The sequence below is a fragment of the Prevotella aff. ruminicola Tc2-24 genome, from assembly GCF_900110895.1.
In the GTDB taxonomy this organism is placed as follows: Bacteria; Bacteroidota; Bacteroidia; order Bacteroidales; family Bacteroidaceae; genus Prevotella.
The window spans coordinates 240,314-266,436 of sequence record NZ_FOIQ01000005.1 but is presented as its reverse complement, the minus strand read 5'-3'; the positions used below and the strand labels follow the sequence as shown (position 1 = coordinate 266,436).

Annotated in this window: 14 protein-coding genes; 11 read left to right on the top strand and 3 right to left on the bottom strand. The window is 50.3% G+C overall.

The genetic code is table 11. The features are described 5' to 3' along the window. The first annotated feature begins 22 nt into the window (after nucleotides 1-22). From BMY63_RS10590 to BMY63_RS10560, 7 genes are all read left to right on the top strand, one after another. On the top strand, nucleotides 23-1,576 hold the full coding sequence (locus tag BMY63_RS10590) for a carboxylesterase/lipase family protein (RefSeq protein WP_256219001.1): 1,554 nt from the start codon (nucleotides 23-25) through the stop codon (nucleotides 1,574-1,576). Between the two features lie 228 nt (nucleotides 1,577-1,804). Next, a complete protein-coding gene (locus BMY63_RS10585; RefSeq protein WP_091916609.1) occupies nucleotides 1,805-2,386 on the top strand; it encodes a DUF5041 domain-containing protein in 582 nt (193 codons plus the stop codon). Nucleotides 2,387-2,904: 518 nt separating this feature from the next. Beyond that, a complete protein-coding gene (locus BMY63_RS10580; protein WP_091916607.1) occupies nucleotides 2,905-4,155 on the top strand; it encodes an ATP-binding protein in 1,251 nt (416 codons plus the stop codon). Next, on the top strand, nucleotides 4,134-6,458 hold the full coding sequence (locus BMY63_RS10575) for a sensor histidine kinase (protein WP_143065778.1): 2,325 nt from the start codon (nucleotides 4,134-4,136) through the stop codon (nucleotides 6,456-6,458). Before BMY63_RS10580 ends, BMY63_RS10575 begins: the two co-directional genes overlap by 22 nt. Next, complete coding sequence (locus BMY63_RS10570; protein WP_091916603.1) at nucleotides 6,455-7,552, top strand: hypothetical protein; 1,098 nt, start codon at nucleotides 6,455-6,457, stop codon at nucleotides 7,550-7,552. The genes BMY63_RS10575 and BMY63_RS10570 overlap by 4 nt, the downstream gene beginning before the upstream one ends. Nucleotides 7,553-7,554: 2 nt before the next feature. Next, entirely contained in the window at nucleotides 7,555-8,286 is a 732-nt protein-coding gene (locus BMY63_RS10565; RefSeq protein WP_091916601.1) for a hypothetical protein, read from the top strand. Beyond that, on the top strand, nucleotides 8,265-10,145 hold the full coding sequence (locus BMY63_RS10560) for an HsdM family class I SAM-dependent methyltransferase (RefSeq protein WP_091916599.1): 1,881 nt from the start codon (nucleotides 8,265-8,267) through the stop codon (nucleotides 10,143-10,145). The genes BMY63_RS10565 and BMY63_RS10560 overlap by 22 nt, the downstream gene beginning before the upstream one ends. 1,116 nt (nucleotides 10,146-11,261) lie before the next feature. Here the strand turns inward: BMY63_RS10560 and BMY63_RS10555 are convergent. From BMY63_RS10555 to BMY63_RS10545, 3 genes are all read right to left on the bottom strand, one after another. After that, nucleotides 11,262-13,700: a glycoside hydrolase family 94 protein gene (locus BMY63_RS10555; RefSeq protein WP_091916597.1), complete on the bottom strand. Its 2,439-nt coding sequence runs from the start codon at nucleotides 13,698-13,700 to the stop codon at nucleotides 11,262-11,264. A gap of 145 nt (nucleotides 13,701-13,845) precedes the next feature. After that, nucleotides 13,846-15,027, bottom strand: a complete 1,182-nt coding sequence (locus tag BMY63_RS10550) for a BaiN/RdsA family NAD(P)/FAD-dependent oxidoreductase (RefSeq protein ID WP_091916595.1) — start codon at nucleotides 15,025-15,027, stop codon at nucleotides 13,846-13,848. 7 nt (nucleotides 15,028-15,034) lie between these two features. Continuing rightward, nucleotides 15,035-17,113, bottom strand: a complete 2,079-nt coding sequence (locus BMY63_RS10545; RefSeq protein WP_091916593.1) for an acetate--CoA ligase family protein — start codon at nucleotides 17,111-17,113, stop codon at nucleotides 15,035-15,037. A gap of 99 nt (nucleotides 17,114-17,212) precedes the next feature. Here BMY63_RS10545 and BMY63_RS10540 point away from each other — a divergent pair, with 99 nt between their 5' ends. From BMY63_RS10540 to BMY63_RS10525, 4 genes are read left to right on the top strand one after another with little or no spacing between them, the layout of a single operon-like run. Further along, nucleotides 17,213-22,927, top strand: coding sequence for an alpha-2-macroglobulin family protein (locus tag BMY63_RS10540; RefSeq protein ID WP_091916591.1), 5,715 nt, complete (start codon nucleotides 17,213-17,215; stop codon nucleotides 22,925-22,927). A 31-nt stretch (nucleotides 22,928-22,958) separates the two neighbouring features. Next, complete coding sequence (locus tag BMY63_RS10535) at nucleotides 22,959-24,071, top strand: DUF1573 domain-containing protein (protein WP_091916589.1); 1,113 nt, start codon at nucleotides 22,959-22,961, stop codon at nucleotides 24,069-24,071. Continuing rightward, nucleotides 24,052-25,152: a methylmalonyl Co-A mutase-associated GTPase MeaB gene (gene meaB, locus BMY63_RS10530; RefSeq protein ID WP_091916587.1), complete on the top strand. Its 1,101-nt coding sequence runs from the start codon at nucleotides 24,052-24,054 to the stop codon at nucleotides 25,150-25,152. Before BMY63_RS10535 ends, meaB begins: the two co-directional genes overlap by 20 nt. Before the next feature lie 31 nt (nucleotides 25,153-25,183). Then, the gene (locus BMY63_RS10525; protein WP_091916585.1) at nucleotides 25,184-26,056 is read left to right on the top strand and encodes a 4-hydroxy-3-methylbut-2-enyl diphosphate reductase; all 873 of its coding nucleotides are present in this window, start codon (nucleotides 25,184-25,186) and stop codon (nucleotides 26,054-26,056) included. Nucleotides 26,057-26,123 lie beyond the last annotated feature (67 nt).

Below are 26,123 nucleotides of genomic sequence, written 5' to 3'. Positions count from 1 at the left end.
CCGAGCGTTGGCCATTAGAATCATGAAGATAAAACTATTCATTGCAGTATGCGGACTGTTGGGCGTGATGACCCTGCAAGCCCAGCCGCTACTGAAGACCCATGTTGAGACAGGCGATCTGGAGGGTGTGCTCGAAGGCAACCTCGCAGTTTACAAGGCGATCCCCTTTGCGGCACCCCCAGTGGGCGATCTGCGCTGGAAGGCCCCACAGCCCGCCAAGCCCTGGCAGGGCGTGCTGAAGGCCGAGGAGGTGGCCAAGTGGCCCCCGCAGCCCGAGCGTGGCGATGTGAGCTACGACATGATGAGCGAGGACTGCCTCTACCTCAGTGTCGTCACCCCCGCCAAGACAGTCGATGAGGCCCTGCCCGTGATGGTCTATATCCATGGTGGCGGTTTCCGCACCGAACACTATGGAGCCGATCTGTGGCAGAGCCTGGCCCGTCGTGGCGTCGTCGCCGTGTCCATCGAGTATCGTGCCGGCGCCCTCGGCTTCCTGGCCCATCCCGAGCTCTCCAAGGAATCGCCCGACGGCCGTTCCGGCAACTATGGCATCCTCGACCAGATCTTTGCCCTGCAGTGGATCCAGCGAAACATCAAGAACTTCGGTGGCGATCCCTCGAAGGTCACCATCTTCGGTGAGTCGGCAGGCAGTGCGAGCTGTCATGTCCTCTGTTCCTCACCCCTCGCCAAGGGCCTCTTCCGCGCCTGTATCGCTCAGAGCGGAGCCTACTTCATGACCATGGGAAGTATGACGCAGCAACAAGCCGAGCAGATGGGTACGATGTTCCAGAACCAGTTGGGCAAGAAGTCCATCGCCGAGATGCGCCAGATGGATACCCAGTCGCTCACAGGCACAGGCGTCGATTTCCAGGGCTGTGCCCCCATCCTCGACGACTATGTGCTCACCACCGAGCCCTACGGTCTCTACCAGCGTGGCGAGTATGCCGACGTGCCCGTCATCGTCATGTACAACAGCGACGAAGGTGCCGCTTTCGTAGAGAAAACCACGGTCGAAGAATATATGAAAGAGCTCAGTATCGTGCCTCCGCAGTATCTCGATAGCGTGCTGGCCTATTGTCCCGCCGAGAACGACGAGCAGGCCCTCTTCAGCTTGCGCGACCTGATGCGTGATTTCAGCTTCGGGGCGCCCACGGATCTGTGGGCAAGGCTGCAGACCAAGACAGGCCATAGTCCCGTCTTCTATGCCTACCTCACCCAGCAGTCAGACCGCACCCTCATCGGAAGAGGCAAGTTGCGTGGTCCCGCCCATGCCGACGATATCCTCTACCTGGGCGGCGCCTTCGACAACGAGGCCGAGAGCCATCCGCAAGAGAAGAAAGTTTCCGACCTCATGCAGCAGTACTGGGTGAACTTCGCCACTAACCTCAACCCCAACGGCGACGGACTGCCCCAGTGGCCCGCCTTCACGCCCGATCCCAGTGCGAAGAGTGTCATGCAGTTCGGCAACGGCGAGGCCACCCTCATACCCGTTCCCAACCAGAAGATCATCAGTCTCATCGAGCAGTTCTTCGACTGGATGTATTCCCAGAAGACGATGAAAACAGAAACACCATAATAAATCTTTTCAGCGACTCGCAATGTCGTTATTCTTTACTAAGTCCAGGGGCGCCAGCGAGCGCCCCATTTTTTTTACGCCCCCAATAACGTTAATAAACAAAAACATTTATAAGCAATCCAACAAAATATCCCTAACTCTTCGTATATTTGCAGTACCTCACCGCGCGTGATACACATTAACACGATCATTAAAAAGCAACAAAAGGTATTGACAATAGAAACAACTATGAACAAGAAAACCATCATCACCTTCCTTCTCACCCTCGTAGCTGTGATGGGACAGGCACAGGAGATCAAGAAGATCGAGACCACCTTCAACGACTACATCCCGATGCTTAATGCCAAAGGCTATCAGGCATACAGCTTTGATGTCAGTGCGTTAAAAGGCAAGAATGTGTCAGTTAACGTTAGAGAGTTTGTCGACGGGAAAGAAGTCGAGGGTTCCCATCGACGCCTATTCCCTTATTCTTTTGAGACAAGAGGTGATAAGCTGGTTATGGGTTTTCTCCCTTCAGAAACAGACTCTTTAGCCCTGACCTTCTTCAGTTGGGAGAATACGATTCAAGCCACCTGGAGTCTAAAGCTAAGGCAACTCTATTGGGAGAGCGAAAACAAATACATCTACTCATATCGGTCGGATCCCTCCGAACCCACAACGCCCTTAGAGAAAGAAACCTTCATACCACTTGTATATTATTCCTCGTTCTGGTATGATGCGGAGTACAAGGTAACCCGCTGTTGTGGTACGATCTCCGACATCTCCCCCAAGAGTCCACATTACTACATCCTCGGAATCATGTACTATTAGGTTTGCCCTGATATACGTTGAATAAAAAGTTTTTGTCCAATTGTCCAATCAATTCAACATTTGGGCGAGTTTCTTGAAACATCCCTGCTCCTTGTCGTCTTTTACATACTTGTCAGTCTTCAACCAGAGAACGTTTTAAACATTGATAATCAATGACTTACGTCTTAAACGGTAGAAAAGTGATTTGGAGTATCTAAAGACATGGTCTTGGAGAGTAAGATTTAACGGATTTAACATTCGTAAACGGGAATAAAGCATGTTGAATATTATCTATTATGAAAAATGATCGTTTTACAAAGTAACATTAGATTCTAAAATTATGTGAGAATGATACGGCTATTTTTGGACAAGAATAATTCTGAGAGGTTTCACTTTGAAGGTAAAAATCCATGATATGTGATAAAAAGTGTGAAAACATTGCAAAAACTCGGAGTTTATCAATCTTGTTTTATAGAAAATACCTATATTTGCAAACCAAACTTAATAAAATTGCATGATTCTTATAAAATATAATTTATATGAGTATCAGTATAGATGTCATCAAACAATGCCTGATTAGTAAGCAACGCGAGGTAGATGAGGCGGTGATTGTGAACCGTCCCGTAGACTTTGAAGAGAATGGAAACTATGTGATAGTTGGCGTGAGACATGCGGGTAAGTCGTACCTGCTGTATCAGCGCGTGCGTCAGCTACAGGCAGCAGGAAAGGGATGGGACGAGATACTGTTTGTGGACTTTGAGGATGAGCGTCTGGCGGAATTCCAGACGGAAGACTTCAACAGTCTGCTGGAGGCTCATCTGGAACTTTATGGTAAGAAGCCGGTGGTGTTTTTGGATGAGGTGCAGAACATTCCGCATTGGGATAAGTTTGTGCGGAGGTTGACTGATGCGAAATACAGAGTCTATGTAACTGGCAGCAATGCGAAAATGCTGAGCAAGGAGGTGGCAACTACGCTTGGCGGTCGGTTCTTTATTCTCGATGCGTACCCATATTCGTTCAAAGAGTATCTGGCAGCTCAGCAGGTGGAGTTGAAGGAACATTGGGAGTATGACACTTTCCAAAGGAGTGAGGTGAAGCGGCATCTGAATGAGTACTTCTATTACGGCGGTCTGCCAGAGATATTGTCGTTTAAGAATAAGCGGGCCATGCTGTCGAGCCTGTATCAGAAGATATATTTGGGTGACATCTGTGCCCGAAACAACATCAAGAACGACAGGGTGCTGAACATCCTGATCAAGAAGATGGGGGAAAGCGTAAAGCAGCCACTGTCGTATAACAGGCTGAGGAACGTGATAGTGGCAACGGGGTCGCCCATCAGTGTGCCTACTACGATAGACTATGCGGATTATGCTGCTGACAGCTGGCTGATACTGCCCATGGAGAACGAAGTGGGCAAGCTGACTGAGAAGGAGACACAGAAGAAATACTACTTCGTTGACAACGGACTTCTGAACCTGTTCTTGATGAACTCTGAGACGTCGCTACTGGAGAACATGGTGGCGGTGGAGCTGTGCAGGCGATTTGGCAAGAAGAATGTGTATTTCCTGAACGCGGAGAAGGAGATAGACTTCATCGTGCCTGACGAGAAACTGGCCATACAGGTATCCTACAGCATCAAGGATGAGACCACTTACAACAGGGAGGTGCCACCACTGGTGAAGTATGCCAAGGCTCACGACGACTGGAAGTGCCTGCTGATTACGTATGATGAGGAGGGTACGGAAGAGGGAATACCTGTGGTGCCGGTGTGGAAGTGGCTGATGAATTAAAAACAGATATTAAAAAACCAACCGATAGATCAATTATTCTTATGTATACGGAGCAAGAAATAAAAGAAAGAATACAAGTGTTGCTTTCGCAGACACCTGTAGATTACGGTAAGGTAATAGAGTTATCAAATGAACTTGCAAAGTTTGATAGCGAAAAAGTGCGCTTTACTGTTGATGCAGGCATTATTAGCAGGCTAGGCGAAGAACTTGTTGGAAAACGCGAAACTGCGGTTGCTGAGCTTATTAAGAATGCATATGATGCAGATGCTACTACAGTAAATGTTGTATTTAAAAATGCCTGGTCTATCGGGGGGACACTGTTGGTTGACGATAACGGTTTGGGTATGACCAAGGAGCAGTTGATAGATGGTTTTATGAGATTATCTTCTGCGGACAAGATTCATAACCCAATATCGCCAGTTTACAAACGTACTAGAGCAGGGCGTAAAGGAATAGGACGTTTTGCGACTCAACGTCTGGGCAAAAGATTGACGATTATTACTCAGACGAAGGAATCAGAAACAGCTTTAAAAGTAACAATACATTGGAAGGACTTTGAATCTGATAAGTATTTGAACACAATCGATAATAGAATTGAAATAGTTGAAAAAACAAAAGAGCAAGGGACTCTGCTTCAAATTGATGAATTGAGGGATAGCTGGTCAGATTCCTACGTGAAAAAGATTTACCGTAGCGTGTCAACATTGCTTCAGCCATTCCCTTTATCACAGACCATTAGTAATGATGAGGATCCTGGTTTTAAAACCTACTTCTATCGTGATGAAGTGGCAGAAGATTACAAAATAGTTGATGAAGTCTCAGAAATAACCCAGTTCGCGCTGGCTGTCATGGATACGTATATAGACAAGGATGGGCAAGCGCACTGGAAAATGAGATGTGAAAAATTTGATTATTATCAAGAATCGTTACTAGGCAAAGTTCCCGAGGAGGAGAATACGAAAATGGAGTTCATACGTGGTGTCAGTGCACGTGTGTATTACTTTATTTATGAGAATTCCCTTTTGTCTGGGCAAAAGAGAAGTGAAATCAGAGCTATTGCAGAAGAACAAGGAGGTGTTAGATTATATCGTAAAGGATTCCGCGTCCTTCCATATGGAGAGAAAGGAGATGATTGGATTGGGCTTGACGAATCTGCAAGAAAACAAACGATTATTGCACCTCATCAAAACATAAGTTTCTTTGGTCTGGCAGAGATAGATAATGAAGGGGCTGAGATTTTGAAAGAAACATCTAGCCGTGAAGGACTTATTCAAAACCAAGCCTATGATGAGTTGGTTGATTATCTATATAGAGCAATAACAAAGATGGTCTTGAAGGTGGCTGATCTTCGCGGAAGGAAAGGAACTGCAAACCAAAAAGACTGGAAGAAAAGAAACTCTACTATTAGAGTGGATGCTGCTATTGATGAGTTGAAGCACATTGTTGAGAACGCTCCAAAAGAAGGCGACTCAGAAGTAAGAGGAGAAGATAATAATAGTTTTTACTCGCAGGCAAAAGAACTCATCGAAACTATTGTTGTAGGTCGCCGAGAAGAAAAAGAGGATCAACAAAAGTTGATTGATGAAAATAATATGCTACGTGTCTTGGCTGGGACAGGTTTGGTAATTGGTGAGTTTATTCATGAGATAAACCGTTTTGAACCTGCGTTCTCCGCAGATATAGAAGTACTAAAACACAGAATTAATCAAGATGATAGCTTGCAAACGACTATCAATGAGATGAAGGAGAGATTAAAATCATTTAAAGCTTATACTTCATATTTTGATAGGACGATATCACGAAATGTAATAAGGGAGTTAATACCGATTAATGTTAAAGAGCAGGTTAATGCTTTCTATTTAAGTATACAAAATGACCTAGGAAGAGCTGATATTTCGTTGCCAGAACCAGAATATTTGGGATTTGGCCTGAAAACAGTTCCGATGCATCCTTCAGAATGGATGTCTATTCTTTTCAATCTTTATACCAATGCAAAGAAAGCGTTAAAAGATACAGAAGACAAGAAAATGTATATAAAGAGCTGGAAAGATGCGGAAAAAGTGTATTTAGAATTCTCCGATAATGGAAAAGGAATCCCAGAAGAAGATCGAGAGAATGTATTCAACGCATTCTTTACAACATCTGAACCCGTTGGTAGAGGAGATGATTCATATACTGGTACAGGTTTAGGCCTAACAATAATTAGGGATATTCTCAATAGCTATAACGGCACAATTGAGGTCGTTGACCCCGTAGAAGGATATAAAACAACATTCAAAATTTCTATACCAGCAAACAAATGAAAAAGTATTATTATATTGATGACGAGGATGAAAAGACTATACAGGCTGTAGCTGATGGTATTAATGTCTCAAAAAAGGTAGAAGTAGAAGCCCTGAAGTTGAAAGGATTTCGGGTATTTGATGTCCTAACAGAAAAGTTGAAGGCAGACTGGGATAAAATTGATGGGTATCTGTTAGATTTGAAACTGAATGGTACAGGCCCAAATAGCACTAAGTTTTCAGCAACGAGCCTTGCCCAGTGGCTCCGCTCTTACGCTGTTGAGGAAGAGAAACCCCATAAGCCTATAGTACTGTTATCCAATGACCTTCAATGCGCTCATTATGCTGCTGACATTACCAGCCATGATTTGTTTGACATGGTTTTGGAAAGAAATGGCGAGATTCCATGGGAATCATTTGCTGAGCAACTTGAAATTTTGGCGGAAGAGTATGCAAGACTAACTGAGGATAAAGATAAAAACCTTCAAAATATATTGCAGAATGAAAGAATAGATGGGAATACCAGTTTCCTGGCTCCCTTTGTAAAACCAGAATCATTTAATGTTAGTAGGTTTGCTGCCTTAGTGTTGCATGACTTGTTTGAACATCCAGGTCAACTCATTGACGAACCCATGCTTGCAGCGCGAATGGGTGTGGACATAGTAAAATCTGGAAAAGAATGGGAAACCTTTATAAATGCTCGTTTTGAAAAGGCGCAATACAAAGGAGTATTTGCTGGCTTGAAAAAGCTTTATTGGAGTAGGGAAGTGATTAATATATTCAAAGAATTAACAAAAGGTAAGAGTCCGATGTCAATGACAGCCATGCAGCGTGTTGCTACATTGCAAGAAAACGATGAGGCTGCAAGAGGTCTGGTTGCTTATCATCCACAAGGGCATTGTAAAAGCACTTATTTCTGGACGATAGATGCAGTAACCAAAAAGCCACTCGATGCCAATGAAGGATATGTCCTACAAGAAGAAGCTGGAATAAAGGCTTGGCAGGAGCAGCGCTACGTGTCTTTTGACACCATAGATAATGGACTCCCCGAAGGCTTTGAATTGATGCCGTCGGAGAGTGAACGATATGAGGCAGATTTAGAAGCGATAGATTAATAATGGCGAAGAACTATAAACACATAATCCAAGGACAAGCGTCAAGACTTGACAAGGCTGTCAACTATTTACGCAATGCTTTAGGGGATGCTCCTTGGATCCGTTTCTTGTCGGATGCTGCCGATGACATCAGAACAAGGAGTAACGGAGTCGAATGGACAGTGGAGGTGACTGACATGGATTTGCCAATTACCGGAGTTCCAATGCATCTAAAGCCACGATCGCTTGCGAATAAGTTAAAAATGTTTGTCTCTGTTAAGATGACTTGTAATGCGCAGCTATGGGATAAGAATGAGGATTGTATAACGGATCTATGCTTTAAAGTGTCTATTCAAGAAAACGACAATCAAGACCCTGATAATGTTTATCAAACAGGATTTCACATAGACAAAACTACAGAAAACGAATTGTTAAAGCATGATGAGATGCATCCCTTATACCATTTGCATTTCCTGAACGAAAGCATAATCGGAGGAAAAGAAACTCTAAGCATGGACATTCCTCGGTTGGCGCATCATCCTGTTGATCTGTTTTTAGGTCTGATGGTTGTGTTTGCAAATTATGATAAGAATACTTTCGATACACTTAAAGATGATCCTAATTTTGCGGGGCTGTGTAAAGAGTCTGCTGACCATTTTATAGAACCTTATATACGTTCACTATGCAAGTTACCTTGGGGTGACAGTGCTAAAACCAAATACGACAAGGATTTATGCCCGTATCTCGTACTGTAAATCAGGAAATACTCTCATTCTTCAGAAAAATAGAGGATAAGAGTACATTCTATATTAATAGTCTGATAGTCAGCGGATTTGCCGTGTCTCACGGCCTGGCTGTAGGAAAAGACAATTTGTTAACTAAGTATTTATTACCCGCAGAAGAGAATAATCTGATCAAGTTTGTAAGACTAATCAAAAGCTCCCCCTGTTTTAATACAGAGTCATTGGTTGAGTTATTCGAGTATGTGATTTCACCAGCAGATAAAGAGGTTAATGGGGCCGTTTACACTCCAGCATTTATCCGCATTTTTATTGTCAAGAGTATTCTTGCGAGATATGATATGTCACAATGGACGAGTATGCTTTATGCAGACTTATCTTGCGGCTGTGGTGGTTTTTTCTATACTCTGATAGAGCAGATTAAGGATAATAATCCAAAACTGTTGATAGGAGCTTTTATCCGTGATAACATCCTTGGTGTAGATATAAAAGAATTTAGCATTGAAAGGACTAAGTTGCTGCTTGCATTATATGCCTTACAAAATGGCGAAGACCTTGTGGAAAACGATTTTAATTTATATTGCCAGAATTCTCTCAGCAATGAGTTTACGGAAGTTCCCGTAGTAAAACATCATGGAGGAATAGATGTAGTAATGAGCAATCCGCCCTATGTTGCTTCTTCAAAACTTTCTGAAGAGAATAGGATTTATTCCCAAACTTGGGAAGTGTCCCAAACAGGTAAAGCTGATTTATATTTACCTTTCTTTCAGTTGGGGATTGATTGCCTGACACATGGCGGAATATTGGGATATATAACTGTAAATACCTTTTATAGAAGTTTAAACGGGAGCGCATTTAGGTTCTATCTCTCAAGAAATGGATATGATATAACTATCGTTGATTTTGGTAGTGAACAGTTGTTTAGAGGATGCTCAACATATACGTGTGTCTGCCTGATAGAAAAACGTAATACAGGGCTCATACATTATGTTGAAACAAGTAGTAAAAGACTAAACAATATTAATAATGAGGTTTTTGAGGCCATTGAATATAAAGAACTAAACGATAAGAAGGGCTGGATACTTAAAGATAAAAATACGTCTGATAGAATTAGGGCCATTGAAAAAGTTGGTAAACCATTAGGAGAGGTTGTAAGTATAAAAAATGGGTTTGCGACTTTAAGGAATGATATTTACGTAATTAAGCCAAACCGACAAGATTTTCGATATTTTTATTTTGAAAAGGAAGGACAAGAGTTTAAGGTGGAAAAATCAATATGTAGGAAAGCAGTTAAAGCTAACCTCTTAAGACTAGAAGAAGATCTTGATTTACTCGTTGAATACATAATATTTCCTTATTATTTAAACAATGGTAAGGTTTGCATAATGGAGGATGAAAACTTTCAAAAGAATTATCCATGCGCATATTCTTATTTAAAAGGGAAACAAAGTGCACTAGCAAAACGAGATAAAGGTCATAAGAAATATCCAAAATGGTATGCCTTTGGAAGATCTCAGGCCTTAAATATTAACGGCGAGAGATTATTGTTCCCACATATTTGCGATAGTGCTTGCTTTGTATACTGCGAAGATGATTCGTTATTGTATTATGACGGATATGCCATATTTGCAAAAGATCACAGGCAGTTGGTCATAATCCAAAAGATATTGAAGTCAGATATTTTTTGGTACTATATTACAAAGACCAGTAAACCATATAGTGGAGGGTATTTCTCTTTGGAAAAAAGATATATTATGCATTTCGGGATTCCAGAACTAACTCAAATTCAGGAAGAAGAGTTGTTGGCACTGGAACATCAAGCGCAAGTTAATGAATGGTTGAAGCCATTCTATCATAATATGCTGTCTATATAAAACTTTGTCTTAGTATGAGAGGGCTTGAGAGAATCATATAGAATTGGTGGCGGCATACACAGAAACAATACAATAATGGGACGATGAAAGAGGAAAAAAGCAGATTACAAGCTACTATTTGGAGCAGAACAATTTAGATGTATGTACAAGTGGAAACTGGCCCTACGGAAAACGTAGTTCTCACGGTGGCTAAGTGCGCGATGGAATCGTGACATAAGAGATGAGACAAACAAGGAATTCATGTAACAGTGATTCGGGAAATAATGTAGGAAAAAAATGGGCAATGGAGTAACGATAATAGTAAGTGCATGTGCCGTTCTAGACCTTGACCATAAGGGCATATGTCTTGCCCTGAAAACGTTGAAAAATATTTTGTCCAATTGTCCAATTAAGTCATCATCTGGGAGAGTTTTTGGGGGGCATCCATGTAGGTGACGATGACTTGTAATTTTTTTGAAAAAGCATGTTTCGAAGAGTGAGATCATTGGCGTGGCGTTTGGATACTTGGCGCGGTGATTGGACAATTGGACAATTGGACAAAACTTAAATTCGATTGGAATCGACGGTACTAATGGCAATAATTTAATTATATTATATATTATAATATATAATATAATTAATATAATATATATATTAATATTTCTTTCTTTGTCTTGACTTCGACAAAGAAAAAACTTTTTGTCCAATTGTCCAATTGTCCAATTTTTGATTCAACGTTTTTCAGGGGCAAGACTGCTTCAACAAAGCGATTATTGACAGAATAATTTTACAAAATCGGCACTTCCGAAGGCAAGGCTACGGAAGGCTCCCTGCAACGGCACGTTTTGCTCGGAGCAAAACGGGAGTTTCGTCGGAGGAGAATCCGACTTTCCCTGGAGGAAACTCCGAGGGCGCTGAAACGCCCTGAAAGCGGGGCGTTCAGGGTCGGCCGAGCACCTGATAAATTTTGTTTACTTCCGTAGGAAGGAACGTCCTGCGGCGGAGGGTGGCGAGGTGACTTAACGATGGCACTCGGCACGACAAGTTGCGTGAGGGGGATGTAAGTGTAAGAACGGATTTAGGGGCAGCTAAAAACTGCCCCTAAACTATTGTGCTCCTAATAAAGTTCCTAATAAACTACATCGTGACCTCTACGACGTGGTGGCCCTTGGAGTAGGGGATGACGGTGCCGTCGATGGCCTGACCGTCGAGCACGATCTGCTTCACACCCTTCTGTGAACCGTTGGGGTGGATGGTGATCTCGTAGTCGGCCTCACGGAACTTACGGCTGACGGTGTAGTCGCTGGCGGTCTCTGGCAGACAGGGGTCGATACGGATGCCGTCGTAGTCGGGCTTGATGCCGAGGATGAACTCGGAGACGGTGTACCACATCCAGGCGGCTGTTCCCGTGAGCCATGAGTTCTTACCCTCGCCAGGACGGAAGGCGTCCTTGCCGGCAACCATCTGGCAGTTGACATAGGGCTCTACCTTATGCAGGGTCTGGTATTTCTCCTCGACATACGAGGGGAGGATCTTGGCATAGTGGCTCCAGGCGTCGTTGCCTCGGCCTGCGATACACTCGCCGATGATGACCCAGGGATTGTTGTGGCAGAAGATACCTGCGTTCTCCTTGTAGCCCTCGGGGTATGAGCTGATCTCTCCGTATTCGTAGATATACTTGGTGAAGGCGGGGTTGTTGAGCACCATGCCGTGCTCGCACTCGAGGTACTTCTTACAGGAGTCGAGCGACTTGGCGACCATCCCGTCGTCGGCGCCGATCTCGGCCATCGTGCACCAGCCCTGCGACTCGATGAAGATCTTACCTTCCTCGCACTCGTTGGAGCCGATTTTACGGCCGTAGAAGTCGTAGGCACGGAGGTACCACTCGCCGTCCCAGCCGTGTTTCTTCACGGCCTCGATCATGGCGTCGACGGCCTGCTGCATGCGCTCTGCCTCGGCGGTCTTGCCAAGCTTCTGACAGAGGGCCACGTAGTCCTTGCCTGTGACGACGAAGAGGCCGGCGATCATCAGCGACTCGGCCTTGGTGCCTTCGGAGACATTCTCCGTGGTCTGGAACGACTCGTTGGGATCCCATGAGAAGCAGTTCAGGTTGAGGCAGTCGTTCCAGTCGGCACGACCAATCAACGGCAGCATGTGGGGACCGAGGTTCTTGATGACGTGGTCCATGGATATCTTGAGGTGCTCGAAGAGGGTGACCTCTGAGCCTGGCTGGTTGTCGAAAGGTACCATCTCGTCGAGGATGGAGAAGTCGCCCGACTCCTTGATATAGGCGATGGTGCCGAAGATGAGCCAGCAGGGGTCGTCGTTGAAGCCGCCGCCGATATCGTTGTTACCACGCTTGGTGAGGGGCTGGTACTGGTGGTAGCAGCCGCCATCGGGGAACTGGGTCGAGGCGATGTCGATGATGCGCTGACGGGCGCGTGAGGGGATCTGGTGGACAAAGCCCACGAGGTCCTGGTTGGAGTCGCGGAAGCCCATGCCACGGCCGATGCCGCTCTCGAAGAACGAGGCCGAGCGGGAGAAGTTGAAGGTGACCATGCACTGGTACTGGTTCCAGATGTTCACCATGCGGTCGAGCTTGTCGTTGGCTGTCTTCACCTGATAGATGTTAAGCAGCTTGTCCCAGTAGTCGCAGAGTTCGGCAAAGGCCTTGTCGACCTTCTCGGTGGTGTCGAGCTCAGCGATGAGGGCGTGGGCCTTCTCCTTGTTGATCACCTGTGGGGCAGCGAATTTCTGGTCCTGCTCGTTCTCGACATAGCCGAGGAGGAACACGAGGTCTTTCGTCTCGCCTGGCTTGAGGGTGATCTCGATATAGTGTGAGGCGATGGGGCTCCAGCCGTGGGCATGCGAGTTACGGGGCTTACCCTCCGTCACCACCTGCGGGTCGGCAAACTCGTTGTAGAGGCCGATGAAGGTCTCACGGTCGGTATCGAAACCCTGGATGGGACTGTTGACATGATAGAACGCATAGTGGTTGCGGCGCTCTCTGTATTCGGTCTTGTGGTAGATGGTGCTACCCTCGATCTCCACCTCGCCAGTGGAGAAGTTGCGCTGGAAGTTCTCCATGTCGGTAGCGGCGTTCCACAGGCACCACTCCTCGAACGAGAAGAGCTTCAGCTGCTTCACCTCGTCGCTCTGGTTGGTGAGCGTGAGCTTCTGTACCTCGGCCCATTTCTTCAGGGGCACGAAGAAGAGCACGCTGGCCTCGACACCGTTCTTACGACCAGTGATGCGGGTGTAGCTCATGCCGTGACGGCACTCGTAGAAGTCGAGCGGGGTCTTGCAGGGTTTCCAGCCGGGGTTCCACACGGTGTCGCCGTCCTTGATATAAAAATAACGGCCGCCATTATCCATGGGGACATTGTTGTAACGATAGCGCGTGATACGGCGGAACTTAGCGTCTTTATAGAAGCTGTAACCACCTGCGGTGTTGGATATCAGCGAGAAGAAATCCTCATTGCCCAGGTAGTTGATCCAGGGCCAGGGTGTCTGTGGGTCTGTGATGACATACTCACGGTGCTGGTCATCGAAATGACCGTATCTTTTCTGTTCCATGTCGATAAATTAAAAAGTTAGCATGTAAAATTTGTGGTGCAAAAATACAAAAAAGAATTGGTACTTATTGTTTTTTCTGAAATTATTTTCCGCAGGGTCGGCACGGATGTCAATAAAAGCAAAGTTTTTGCAATGAGATGCATACTCATTCCGACTCACTGATGGCCTTGGCCACGGTGTAGGCGGTGGTCCATGCGGCCTGGAAGTTGAAGCCGCCAGTGATGCCGTCGATGTCGAGCACCTCGCCAGCGAAATAGAGGTGCGGACGGTCCTTGCTCTCCAGGGTGTGAGGGGTGACGGCTGAGAGCGACACACCGCCACAGGTGACGAACTCGTCTTTGAAGGCGGCGCGACCAGCAATCTGATAGCCGTCGTTGCAGAGACAGTTCACCAGACGGTTCAGTTCTTTCTTGTTCAGGTTTTGCCAACGGTTCTGTGCCCGTTCGCCGAGGGTCTTCTCCAACAGGTAGGTCCACAGACGGGTGGGCAGGTCGAAGGGACGGATGGTGGTGAGCTGCTTCTGGGGGTGCCTGATGATGATCTGCTGCAGCTCGCTCTGCACCTCGGCCTCGTTCCGACTGAGCCAGTTGACGGCCAGCGGCATCTGGTACTGATGGTCGTGGAGGTTGCGCGCGGCATAGCTCGACAGCTTGAGGATGGCGGGGCCACTCATGCCCCAGTGGGTGATGAGCAGAGGACCAGTGGCACGGAAGGTCGTACCAGGGATGAAGGCCGTAGCCCCCTCGACCACGGTGCCCATGAGGGCCTTGAGGGCCTCGTCGGCGATGCTGAAGGTGAAGAGGGAGGGTACGGGAGGCGTCACGGCGATGCCTTTCTGCGTGAGCCATTGCAGACCTTCCTCGCGTGGCGACCCACCAGTGGTGACGACCACATGGTCGTAGTCGGAGAGCTCGTCGAGCGAGTCGATCTTCCGTCCTGTCTGTATCGTGATACCATGGCGGCGCGCCTCTGCTAAAAACAGGTTGATGATGGTGTGCGAGTCCTGCGAGGCAGGGAACACGCACTGGTCGTCTTGGGTGACGAGGCGCACCCCGTGGCGCTCGAACCACGCGTAGGCGTCGCGGTAGTCGAACTGCTTGAAGAGGCGTTTCATGAGCCGATGGCCTCGCGGGTACACCTGTGAGAGGTCGCGCACCGCCGCGAAGGAGTTGGTGCAGTTGCAGCGCCCTCCTCCGGACACCTCGACCTTGGCGAGCACCTTCTTCGACTTCTCGAAGATGGTCACCTCGCACGAGGGGGTCATCTCTTTCAGGTTGATGGCCAGGAAAAATCCGGCGGCACCGCCACCTATAATCGCTGTTTTCATTCTATTACTACCTCTCTATACGTATTCTGGCGTCGACAGCCACGACACCATGCTCGTCGGCCAAGAGCGGGTTGATGTCCATCTCCTTGATCTCCGTGGCGAAACGGAGTAGGGTGGAGAGCCGCACGATGATCTCCGCATATCTCTGTTCGTTGATACCCTTCTGACCGCGCGTGCCCTTGATGATCTTATAACCCTTCAGCGAGTGGATCATCGAATAGGCCTCGGCATAGCTCAGGGGAGCCAGACCGCTCGACACGTCCTTCAGTACCTCGACGAAGATACCACCCAGACCGCAGAGGACGACATGACCGAAGCGCTCCTCGTACTTCGCGCCGATAAACAGCTCCGTGCCCTTCAGCATTTTCTGTACCATCACCCCTGTGGCATCGGGGATGCGCATCATACGATCGAACTCCAGTGACAGGTGCTCGGCCGTACGGATGTTCAGGGTCACACCACCCACATCGCTCTTATGGACGGGACCTACCACCTTCGCCACAACGGGGTAGCCCACCTGCTCGGCAAAGGCCGTCAGCTCGTCCTTGGAGGTGCTCACCATCTCGGGAACGAGGGGGATGCCTGCACAGGAGAGCAGCTGGCGCACGATCTCAGGACTGACATAGTCGCCGTTTGTCCCAGAGACGGAGGGCGGCAGACTGGTGATGATATCACGGATCTTGGGTACGTCGACCCCATAGAGCTCGAGCTCGGATGGTGCTGGCTGAGGGGTCTGCATGATCTGTGAGAGGGCCGTGGCCAGTGTCACCTCGTCGCTGAAGTTCACATGGCCGCGCTTCAGGAACGCCTCGACCTCGGGACCAGCGGTGTGCAGACTGGGCAGGATGGGGAAGATAGGTTTCTTGCAGGTCTGTATCTTCTTGTCGAGCACGTCGTATGCCTCGTAAAGCTGGTTCAGGCCAGGGGTGCCGTAGATCACGGCGATGGCATCGACCTCGTGGAATCTCTGCTCGCAGTAGTCGATGATGAGACCCAGCTGCTGGGCCGTTCCCGTGGCCAGAAAGTCGATGGGGTTGGCCACAGACGAGCCAGGGAACAACTGCGCCTTCAGTTCCTCGGCTATCGGACCCTCCAGTCTCGGCACGTTCAGTCCGCCCTTGGCCAGGGCATCCGTCAGCATCACCCCAGGACCGCCTGCATGGGTGACGATGGCGAAGTTCCTGCCCTTCAACTCGGGTAGGGTGAAGATACAGCCCACCGTCGTGAGCTCCTCACGGGAGAAGCAGCGCACGATGCCGGCCTTACGGAACAGGGCCTCGACGGCCGCGTCGCTCGAGGCGATGGCACCCGTGTGCGAGGAGGCCGCCCTGCTGCCGCTCTCTGACGAGCCGGCCTTGATGGCGGCGATGCGGCAACCCTTCCGGATCAGACTGCTCGCATGGAACAGCAGTTTGTCGGGGTTGGCGATATTCTCGATATAAAGCAGCTTGACCTTCGAGTCGGTATCGGGATTGAAATGCTCGTCCATATACTGCAGCACATCCTCGATGCCGATCTGCTTGCCATTGCCGATGCTCCAGACGGAGTTGAACTGCAACCCCTTGATGACGGCACTCTCGAGGATGAACACGGCCGTGGCACCAGAGCCGCTGATGAAGTCGACACCCTGCGGGTTCAGGTCGGGGATGGGAAGGGTGAAGACACTGTGGTGATGACGGTTCAGCAGTCCGATACAGTTAGGACCTATCAGGGCGGCCCCATATCGCTCACAGGTGTCGAGGATGCGCTGTTCGAGCGCCGCTCCTGCCTTCGTCTCCTCGCCGAAGCCGGCAGAGATGATCACGAAGGCGCGAACACCCTTCTCGGCACAGAGATAGTCCACGTAGTCGGGACAGAAACGGGCGGCTACCACGAGGATGGCCAGCTCGGTCTGCGGAATATCCTTCACGTCGTGGAACACCTTAAGGCCCTGCACCTCGTCTTCCTTGGGATTCACCACATGGAGGTCGCCACGGAACCCGCCGCTGATGATATTCCTCACAATGGCGCCACCTGGTTTGTGCACATTGTTCGAGCCGCCGATGATGACGATGCTCTGAGGGTTGAGTAGTTGTTCGTTTATCATAGGTGCAAAAGTAATATAATATTTCATAAATTCCAAATGAATTTCAAAAAAAACCTTTACCTTTGCATAAATGTATTAAAGGAATAATTCAGTAACACCATGATGAGGAAAAGTGTCTTTGCTTTGATCATTGTGCTGACAACAATGCCGATGGGATTACTTGGTCAGACATACAAGGAACTCTGGAAGAAAGCGACGACGGCGGAGAACAAGAACCTGCCGCGGACGGAGTATGCTGTTCTGCAGCAGATTATGTCGAAGGCCGAGAAGGAGAAAGCCTACGGTCAGCTGATGAAGGCTGAGCTGTTGGGAGCCCAGGTGATGGCAGAGATCGCCCCCGACTCGCTGAAGCCTGCCGTGGAGCGGATGCAGCAGCGCTGTGAGACTGCGAAGGACGAGGTGCTCAAGACGGTGTGGCAGACGGTACTCTATCGTCTCGCCGATTCGAACCCGAGTCTGGAGATGACGGTCGAGAAGCCGGTGCTCACGGACGAGCTCTGCCAGAAGCTGAGCCGGGTGAAGGATGATACTTATACGCCGTTCGTGAGCGTCGGCTTCGACTCCAGGATCTTCCTGCACGATATGCTCAGTGTGGTGGGCTATGAGCTCGGAGAGTATCAGATACTACACGATTTCTATACGAAGGCAGGTAACCGTCGTGCGGCATGTGTCACGGCAGCCGAGGCATACAGAGAGGCACCGCTGGAGCAGATCGACTCCCTCATCGAGCGCTATGGCGATCTGCAGGAGGCTGGTGAACTGGCCATCGTTAAGTATAACCATCTGTCGAAGACCTTGGGCGACTCTGATGCAGATGTCGCAGCAAAGGCCGACTATCTCCAGAAGGCACTGAGCCGTTGGGGTGATTGGAAGCGGATGAACATCCTGCGGAACGCGATGGTGCGACTGACACGTCCCAGCTATTATGTCGATATCGACCATGAGGTGTGGCTGCCACAGCGCGCCCAGAAGGTCTCGTTGAAGAATATACGTAATATCTCGTCGCTCACGATGACGGTGTACCGTACGAAGGCTGATGGCGATCTTGATAAAGACCCCCGTTATGAAGAGGACTATCAGGAGATCGTGCCTCTGTTGTCGGGTGTCGCCTGTAAACAGACACGTGAGTATACGGGGAAACAGCCCTATCAGCTCTTTGAGGACTCCCTGACGCTCGAAGGACTGCCTGCGGGGGTATATATGGTGGAGTTCAAGACGAAGCCTGCCACACAACCCATCCGCCGGCTGTATCATGTGACGGATGTCTATACGATGGTTGAGGCCCTGCCGGAGGGTGAGGGCGCACGCTATGTGGTCGTCAATGCCACGACGGGTCAGCCCTTGAAGGATGCCAATCTGCGTTTCAAGGAAAGCGCAGGTTCTACCGAAGAGGAGGCCTTCGATGCGGAGACAGATGTCAACGGTGAGTATATCCTCAAGAGCAAGAAGTCGTGTCGCTATCGTGATGTGTTTGCCTATACTGATACGGACAGAGCCTGTCCAGAGTTCTCAAGATACGATTGTTATAATTTCTATGACCGTGCGTCGGAGGTCGACCAGATCTCTATCTTCACGGATCGGGCCATCTATCGTCCTGGTCAGACGGTCCATGTGTCCGCCTTGGTCTATCGCACGAGCAAGGACTGCAACCAGGGTGTCTGTTCGGGAAAGGCGCTGACGGTCATCTTGCGCGATGCCAATGATCGGGAACTGGAGAAGAAAGAGGTGGTGACAGACGACTATGGTAAGGTGGCTGTCGACTTCTTCCTGCCGTCGTCGGCGCTGACGGGTCGTTTCCACATACAGGTGGGAAACAATCGTCAGATGATCCGAGTGGAGGAATACAAGCGGCCTACCTTCCATGTCGACTTCGACGACTATCAGGAAGCCTATCGGGCTGGTGACACCATCACCGTGAAGGCCACGGCCCTGAGTTATGCCGGTGTGCCAGTACAGGGCGCTAAGGTGGCGTATCGTGTCATGCGGCGCACGGCCTTCTGGTGGATGTCGTTCTGTCGTTATTACGAAACCGCGACATTGGGTTATAGTCGTGGCGACGAGCAGATCGCCTCTGGTGAGACGGAGGCCGAGAGCGATGGTACCTTCGAGGTGAAGGTTCCTCTGGAGGTTCCTGAGACCTCCTATCCGATGTTCTATAACTTCGTGGTGGTGGCCGATGTGACGGATCAGGGCGGTGAGACCCATTATGGTGAGTTGTTGCTGCCTTTAGGTAACCGTGAGAAGTCGCTGACCGTCGATCTGCCTGAGAAGATCCTGAATGAGGAGATGCCTGCCGTCACCTTCCATCTGTTGAATGCCGCAGGCAAGGATATCGATGCCGAGGTGCGGTATCGGATGGATGACGGTGCTTGGCAGACCGTGAAGACCAATTCGCTCCTTTCCCTCACGACGCTTGACAGGCGCTCAGGTAAGCATACGCTCGACGCCGTCTGTGAGGGCGACACCATCCATCGTGAGTTCGTGGTGTTCTCTGTCGACGACGAGGTGCCAGCCGTTGAGACAGACGACTGGTTCTGGCAGTCGGCCACCCAGTTCCCCAACGACGGCTCGCCCGTCACCATCCAGGTGGGTTCTTCTGCCCAGGATGTGCATATCGTATATAGTGTCTTTGCTGGAGAAAAGATCATCGAGCAGGGCTTCGTCGATAAGAGTAACCAGTTGCTGAATATCAAGGCCACCTATCAGGAGGCATATGGCGACGGTCTGTTGTACACCTTCGCTTGGGTGAAGGAGGGGCATTGCTATACCCATCGGGCAGAGATCAGACGACCCTTGCCCGAGAAGAAGCTCCAGTTGCAGTGGACCACCTTCCGCGATCGTCTCACCCCTGGTCAGCAGGAGGAGTGGACGCTCACCGTGAAGGATCCTGAGGGGCGCCCTGTCGATGCGCAGCTGATGGCTACGCTCTATGACCAAAGCCTGGATCAGTTGACAAAGCTTTCGTGGCATTTCGATCCCACCCCTTGGCTCTCCCTGCCAAGTACCTACTGGGGGTTTGATCGCCGTTCGTCGATAGAGGATCACAGTTCTCAGAAAGTTGACAACTATCACTGGAGTGCCCTGTCACTGAGTCGGTTTATCAATCGGCTCCATCTTAGCAGTGATTATACGTATGGATATCGTGGCATCAGATTCAAGACAAGAGCGACCAACTATATGGAAGAGTATGATATGGCCATGGATTTGTTCGATGAGGACATGCCTGTTCTCAACGAGGTGGCCGTCGTAGGCTATGGGGTCGCACGCGGTAACAGGACGGACGGTGCCATATACAAGTCAAAGGAGTCGTTCGCGGTTGCTGGAAATGATGAGGGAGATAATGAGGTCTTGGCTGCTGAAGCCGCAGACGGTGATGAGATGCCCGAGACCGTTCAGATACGTGAGAACCTCAACGAGACGGCTTTCTTCTATCCGCAGCTTGTGACGGATAAGGAGGGGCGTATAGCCCTGAAGTTCACCCTGCCCGAGAGTCTGACCACCTGGCACTTCCTCGGACTGGCCCACACCCGTGATCTGCGCTACGGCCGTATCGAGGCATCGACTGTCGCGAAGAAGGATGTGATGATACAGCCGAACGTGCCACGCTTTGTCCGTGAGGGCGACGAGGTCACCATCACAGCACGTGTGATCAACACGAGCGAGAAGAGGCTGAAGGGAGTGGCTCGTCTCCGTCTCCGTCATCCTGAGACAGAGGCCGTGATCATCGGACTGGCACAGGAGGTGGATGTTGAGGCTGGTGCCACAGTGCCCGTCACCTTCAAGGTCCAGTCTTCCATGCTCCAGTCTCAAAGCTCAAAGCTCAAAGCTCAGAGTTCAAAGTTCAATGTTTCTCTCCTGATCTGTGAGACCACCGTGAGTGGAGAGGACTTCAGCGATGGCGAGCAGCACTACCTGCCCATACTGCCTGCTACAGAGCGCGTCACGGTGACGATGCCTGTCACCCAGCATCAGACGGGTACGAAGACCATTGATATCGCCGCCCTGATGCCGGCTGATGCTGCGCAGGGTAAGGTGACCTTCGAATATACCAATAATCCGACATGGCTGATGATCCAGGCTCTGCCTGTGCTCGGCAAGCCTGTCGAGGAGAATGCGATCTCTCAGGCTGCTTCCTACTATGCCAACAGTCTGGGACAATATATCCTTGCACAGAATCCGCAGGCCAAGACGGCCTTCGACCTCTGGCGCCAGGAACTCACAGCGCCTGCGTCTGTCGATAGGGCACAGGACTTCGATAAGCTCAGTCAACGTGGCTCGCTCGTGTCTCAGCTCGAGAAGAACCAGGAGCTGAAGACCATCGTGCTCAACGAAACCCCTTGGGTGATGGATGCCGATCGTGAGACGGAACAGAAGCAACGTCTGGTCGATTTCTTCGATGAGAACGTGATGCAGAACCGTCTGGATAAGGCCCTCAACAAGATGAGACAGTTACAGCGCTCGGATGGCAGTTGGTCGTGGTGGCCAGACATGCCGGGCTCGTTCTATATGACCGTCTCTGTCAGTGAAATGCTGGTACGTCTGAATGCCATGACGGGCACACAGACGGAGACAAAGGAGATGCTGAACACCGCTTTCGTGTTCATGGGGCGTGAGATTGTCAAGGAGGTGGCAGAGCTCAAGAAGTGGGAAAAGAAAGGCAACGAGGTGTCCTTCCCCAGTCTCAAGGCCCTCCAGTGGCTCTACCTCTGTACGCTCGACGGGCGCCAGTTGCCTGCCGATGTGCAGAGTGCCAACAGTTATCTGCTGAAGCTCCTGAAGAAAGATATCACAAGTCAGCCGATCTACGAGAAGGCGATGACGGCCGTGATCCTGTCGAAGAGCGATCCTCGTCGTGCGACAGAATATGCGCAGTCGTTGAAGGAATATACTGTCTATCGTGAGGAGATGGGTCGATACTACGACACACCACGGGCCGGCTATTCATGGTTCGACTATCGCATTCCTACTCAGACGATGGCCATCGAGGCCCTGCAGCGGCTCACGCCCGATGATCGTCAGACCATCGAGGAGATGCAGCGCTGGCTGCTCCAGTCGAAGCGCACCCAGGCATGGGACACCCCTCTCAACAGTGTGGATGCTGTCTATGCTTTCCTGGGAGAACAGGGACAGGATTCCAAACCCCTGAGGCTCGATGCCGAGAAAGCCACCGTCAAGGTGGATGGGAAGGTGCTGGAGCTGCCCAAGGCTACGGCCGCCATCGGCTATGTGAAGACCAGCGTGCCTGAGAAGAGTAAGCAGCTCTCGATCAGCAAGACCTCAGAGGGAACGTCGTGGGGGGCTGTCTATGTGCAGTTCACTCAGGCAACGAAGAATATCGTCGACGCTGCCAGCGGTCTCACCATCAAACGTGAGATCCTCCCAGTATCACGGTCCCTGAGCCTGTCGAAGGGCCTGTCGAACGCTGATACGGTCCCTGAGCCTGTCGAAGGGCCAATAACCCTGGGCGACGACAAACCCAATAGCCCTGTGTTTGCTGTGGGCGATCGTGTGAAGATACGCCTCACCATCACGGCCGACCGTGACTACGACTTCGTACAGGTGATCGACAAACGGGCGGCTTGTCTGGAGCCCGTCCATCAGTTGAGTGGCTACCATAATGGTGGCTATGTGACGCCGCGCGACAATACCACCAACTATTATTATGACCTGCTGTCGAAGGGCACGCACGTCATCGAGACGGAGTATTATGTTGATCGTGCAGGAACCTACGAGACGGGCACTTGTGTCGTCGAGTGCGCCTATGCCCCAGAGTTCCGTGGCATCACGTCGTCGGCAACGATCAAAGTAGAATAGTAAAAAAGAGAATAAGGATATTATATATTATATGAGAAATGTATTTTGCAAGGTGAAGGTAAAGACTAAATGGGGAATCGTATTACCCTTATACCTTTTTGCCTGTACCCCTTTATATGCCCAACGACTGGTAGTGAACAATACGACGGTGGAGTGTGGACGAACAGGTTACGAACAGCCTGTCACCGCCACCTTCGAACTGCGGAATAAGGGATTGCGCAAGCTCGTGATCGAGAGTGTGAAGGCCGACTGTGGTTGTACCCGTGTGGAGTATCCCAAGGAAGTGGGGGCTGGTGATAAGTTTGAGATCAAGATGACCTATGATGCTCGTCAGTTGGGTCATTTCCATAAGATGGCAGCCGTGAAGAGCAATGCCACCAAGAAGCCTGTGTACCTGACGATGAAGGGTGTGGTGCTCACAGAGGTGCAGGACTATGCCGGCAACTATCCCCTGTCGATGGGGGAGCTGTTGCTCGACAAAAACGAGCTGGAGTACGACGACGTGAACAAGGGCGACTCGCCCATGCAGGAGATTCATGTCTTTAATAACGGTACGAAGCCGATGACGCCTAACATCATGCATCTGCCCCCGTATCTCTCGGCCATCGCCACACCAGAGACGCTGTTGCCTGGACGAGGCGGTACTATCGCCGTGACCCTGCATTCCGACAAGCTGCGCGACTTCGGATTGACTCAGACCACGGTCTATCTGGCTAAGCGTCTCGGTGAGAAGGTGGGCAGCGACAAGGAGATTCCTGTGTCGGCCATTCTGTTGCCAGACCTGAAGAGCTACGATGCCACCAGTAAGGCTCTGGCTCCTCAGTTGCAGATATCGACCACCGATATCGACTTCACCTCTTTCGAGGGAAAGGCGCGTAAGACGGCTGATGTGGTGCTCCTGAATACAGGACAGTCGACTCTCACCATCTCCTCGTTGCAAATGTTCACTGGTGGACTGAAGGTGACACTGGGCAAGCGGGAGTTGGCGCCAGGACAGTCTACCACCTTGAAGATCACGGGCTATGCCGATGAGCTCAGTAAGGTGCGTACCCGTCCCCGTATCCTGATGATTACCAACGATCCCGACCACTCGAAGGTCGTCGTGAATATTCATATTCATAAAGATGGAACATCCAGAGAATAGCTCAGAATATGCAGGACTGCAGGTGAACAGTGGCGTCAGTCAGCAGCCTGTCATCAACCCCTACCTGAAGCGCAACCGCTTCCGTCGTCGGGAGCTCTCGGCGGCCGAGATGGTAGAGGGCATCCTGAAGGGCGATGTCACGATCCTCTCACAGGCGGTGACCCTCATCGAGAGCGTGAACCCCGACCATCAGTCACGGGCTCAGGAGGTCATCAACAAGTGTCTGCCCTATAGCGGCAACAGCATACGGGTGGGCATCAGTGGTGTGCCAGGTGCAGGAAAGTCAACCTCGATCGATGAGTTTGGCATCCATGTGCTGAAGGAGAAGGGCGGCAAGCTGGCCGTCCTGGCCATCGACCCCTCCAGTGAGCGTACCAAGGGTTCTATCCTTGGCGATAAGACCCGCATGGAGAAACTGGCCCAGCACCCCTCATCGTTCATCCGTCCTAGTCCGTCGGCTGGTTCGTTGGGTGGTGTGGCCCGTAAGACCCGCGAGACCATTATCCTCTGTGAGGCTGCGGGCTTCGATAAGATTTTCGTCGAGACCGTGGGTGTGGGACAGAGCGAGACGGCCTGTCACTCGATGGTCGACTTCTTCCTGCTCATCCAGGTGGCAGGGACAGGCGACGAGCTGCAAGGCATCAAGCGTGGTATCATGGAGATCAGCGACGGCATTGTCATCAACAAGTGCGACGGCGATAATGTGGATCGTTGTCAGATGGCTGCCACGAACTTCCGTAATGCCCTTCATTTCTTCCCTATGCCCGAGAGCGGGTGGACACCCAGGGTGCTCTGCTACAGTGGTTTCTATGGTACGGGGGTGAAGGAGATATGGGACATGATCTATGAGTATGTGGACTTTGTGAAGGCTAATGGCTACTTCGATCATCGTCGTAACGAACAGTCGAAATACTGGATGTACGAGAGCATCAACGAGCATCTGCGCCTGAACTTCTACAACAACCCTGCCATCAAAGCCCGACTGGCTCTTGCCGAGCAGAGTGTCCTCGCAGGACAGAAGACCTCTTTCGTGGCCGCGCAGGACTTGCTGGATCAGTATTTCAACGGACTAAAGGAATGAGTAGCGCCTCTGTGTTTAAATGATAAGTAGTATGATTCAGATAGAAATAGATGAAGGCAGTGGTTTCTGCTTCGGAGTGACCACCGCCATCAAGAAAGCCGAGGAAGAACTGGCACAGGGAAAGACCCTCTACTGTCTTGGCGATATCGTTCACAACGGCATGGAGTGTGAGCGCCTTCGGCAGATGGGTCTGATCACCATCAACCACGACGACCTGCGCCAGCTCCACGACGTGAAGGTGCTGCTGCGGGCCCATGGTGAGCCCCCAGAGACCTATGAGCTGGCCCGCAAGAACAACATCGAGATTATCGATGCCACCTGTCCTGTGGTGCTCCAGCTCCAGAAACGGATTAAGACGCAGTATAACACCCTTCGCGACCTCCCAAGAGGGGAAGGCTCTATCGTCATCTTCGGCAAGAAAGGTCATGCCGAGGTGCTCGGTCTCGTAGGTCAGACGCAGTCGACGGCCATCGTCATCGAGAACTTCGACGAGGTGAAGAAGCTCGACTTCAGTCATGATATCTTCCTCTACTCGCAGACCACGAAGTCGCTCGACGAGTTCCATCGCATCATCGACTATATCCAGTCGCATATCGCCCCTGGAGCCGTCTTCAAGAGCTTCGACACCATCTGCCGTAACGTGGCCAACCGTATGCCGAACATCTCGCAGTTTGCCACCAAGCACGATCTCATCCTCTTCGTCTGCGGGCGCAAGAGCTCTAACGGTAAGGTGCTCTTCAACGAGTGCCTGCGCGTAAACCCCAACACTCGTCTGATCGAGAATCCTAACGAGATCCAGAAAGAGTGGCTCGACGGTATCCAGACCGTCGGAATATGTGGTGCGACCTCCACGCCTCGGTGGCTGATGGAGCAGTGCCGCGACGCCATCATGGCGATGCAATAATAACTACTTTGCAGATAAAACAAATCAAAAAAGATAGATTACTATCTTTACTAATTAATTAACAAAA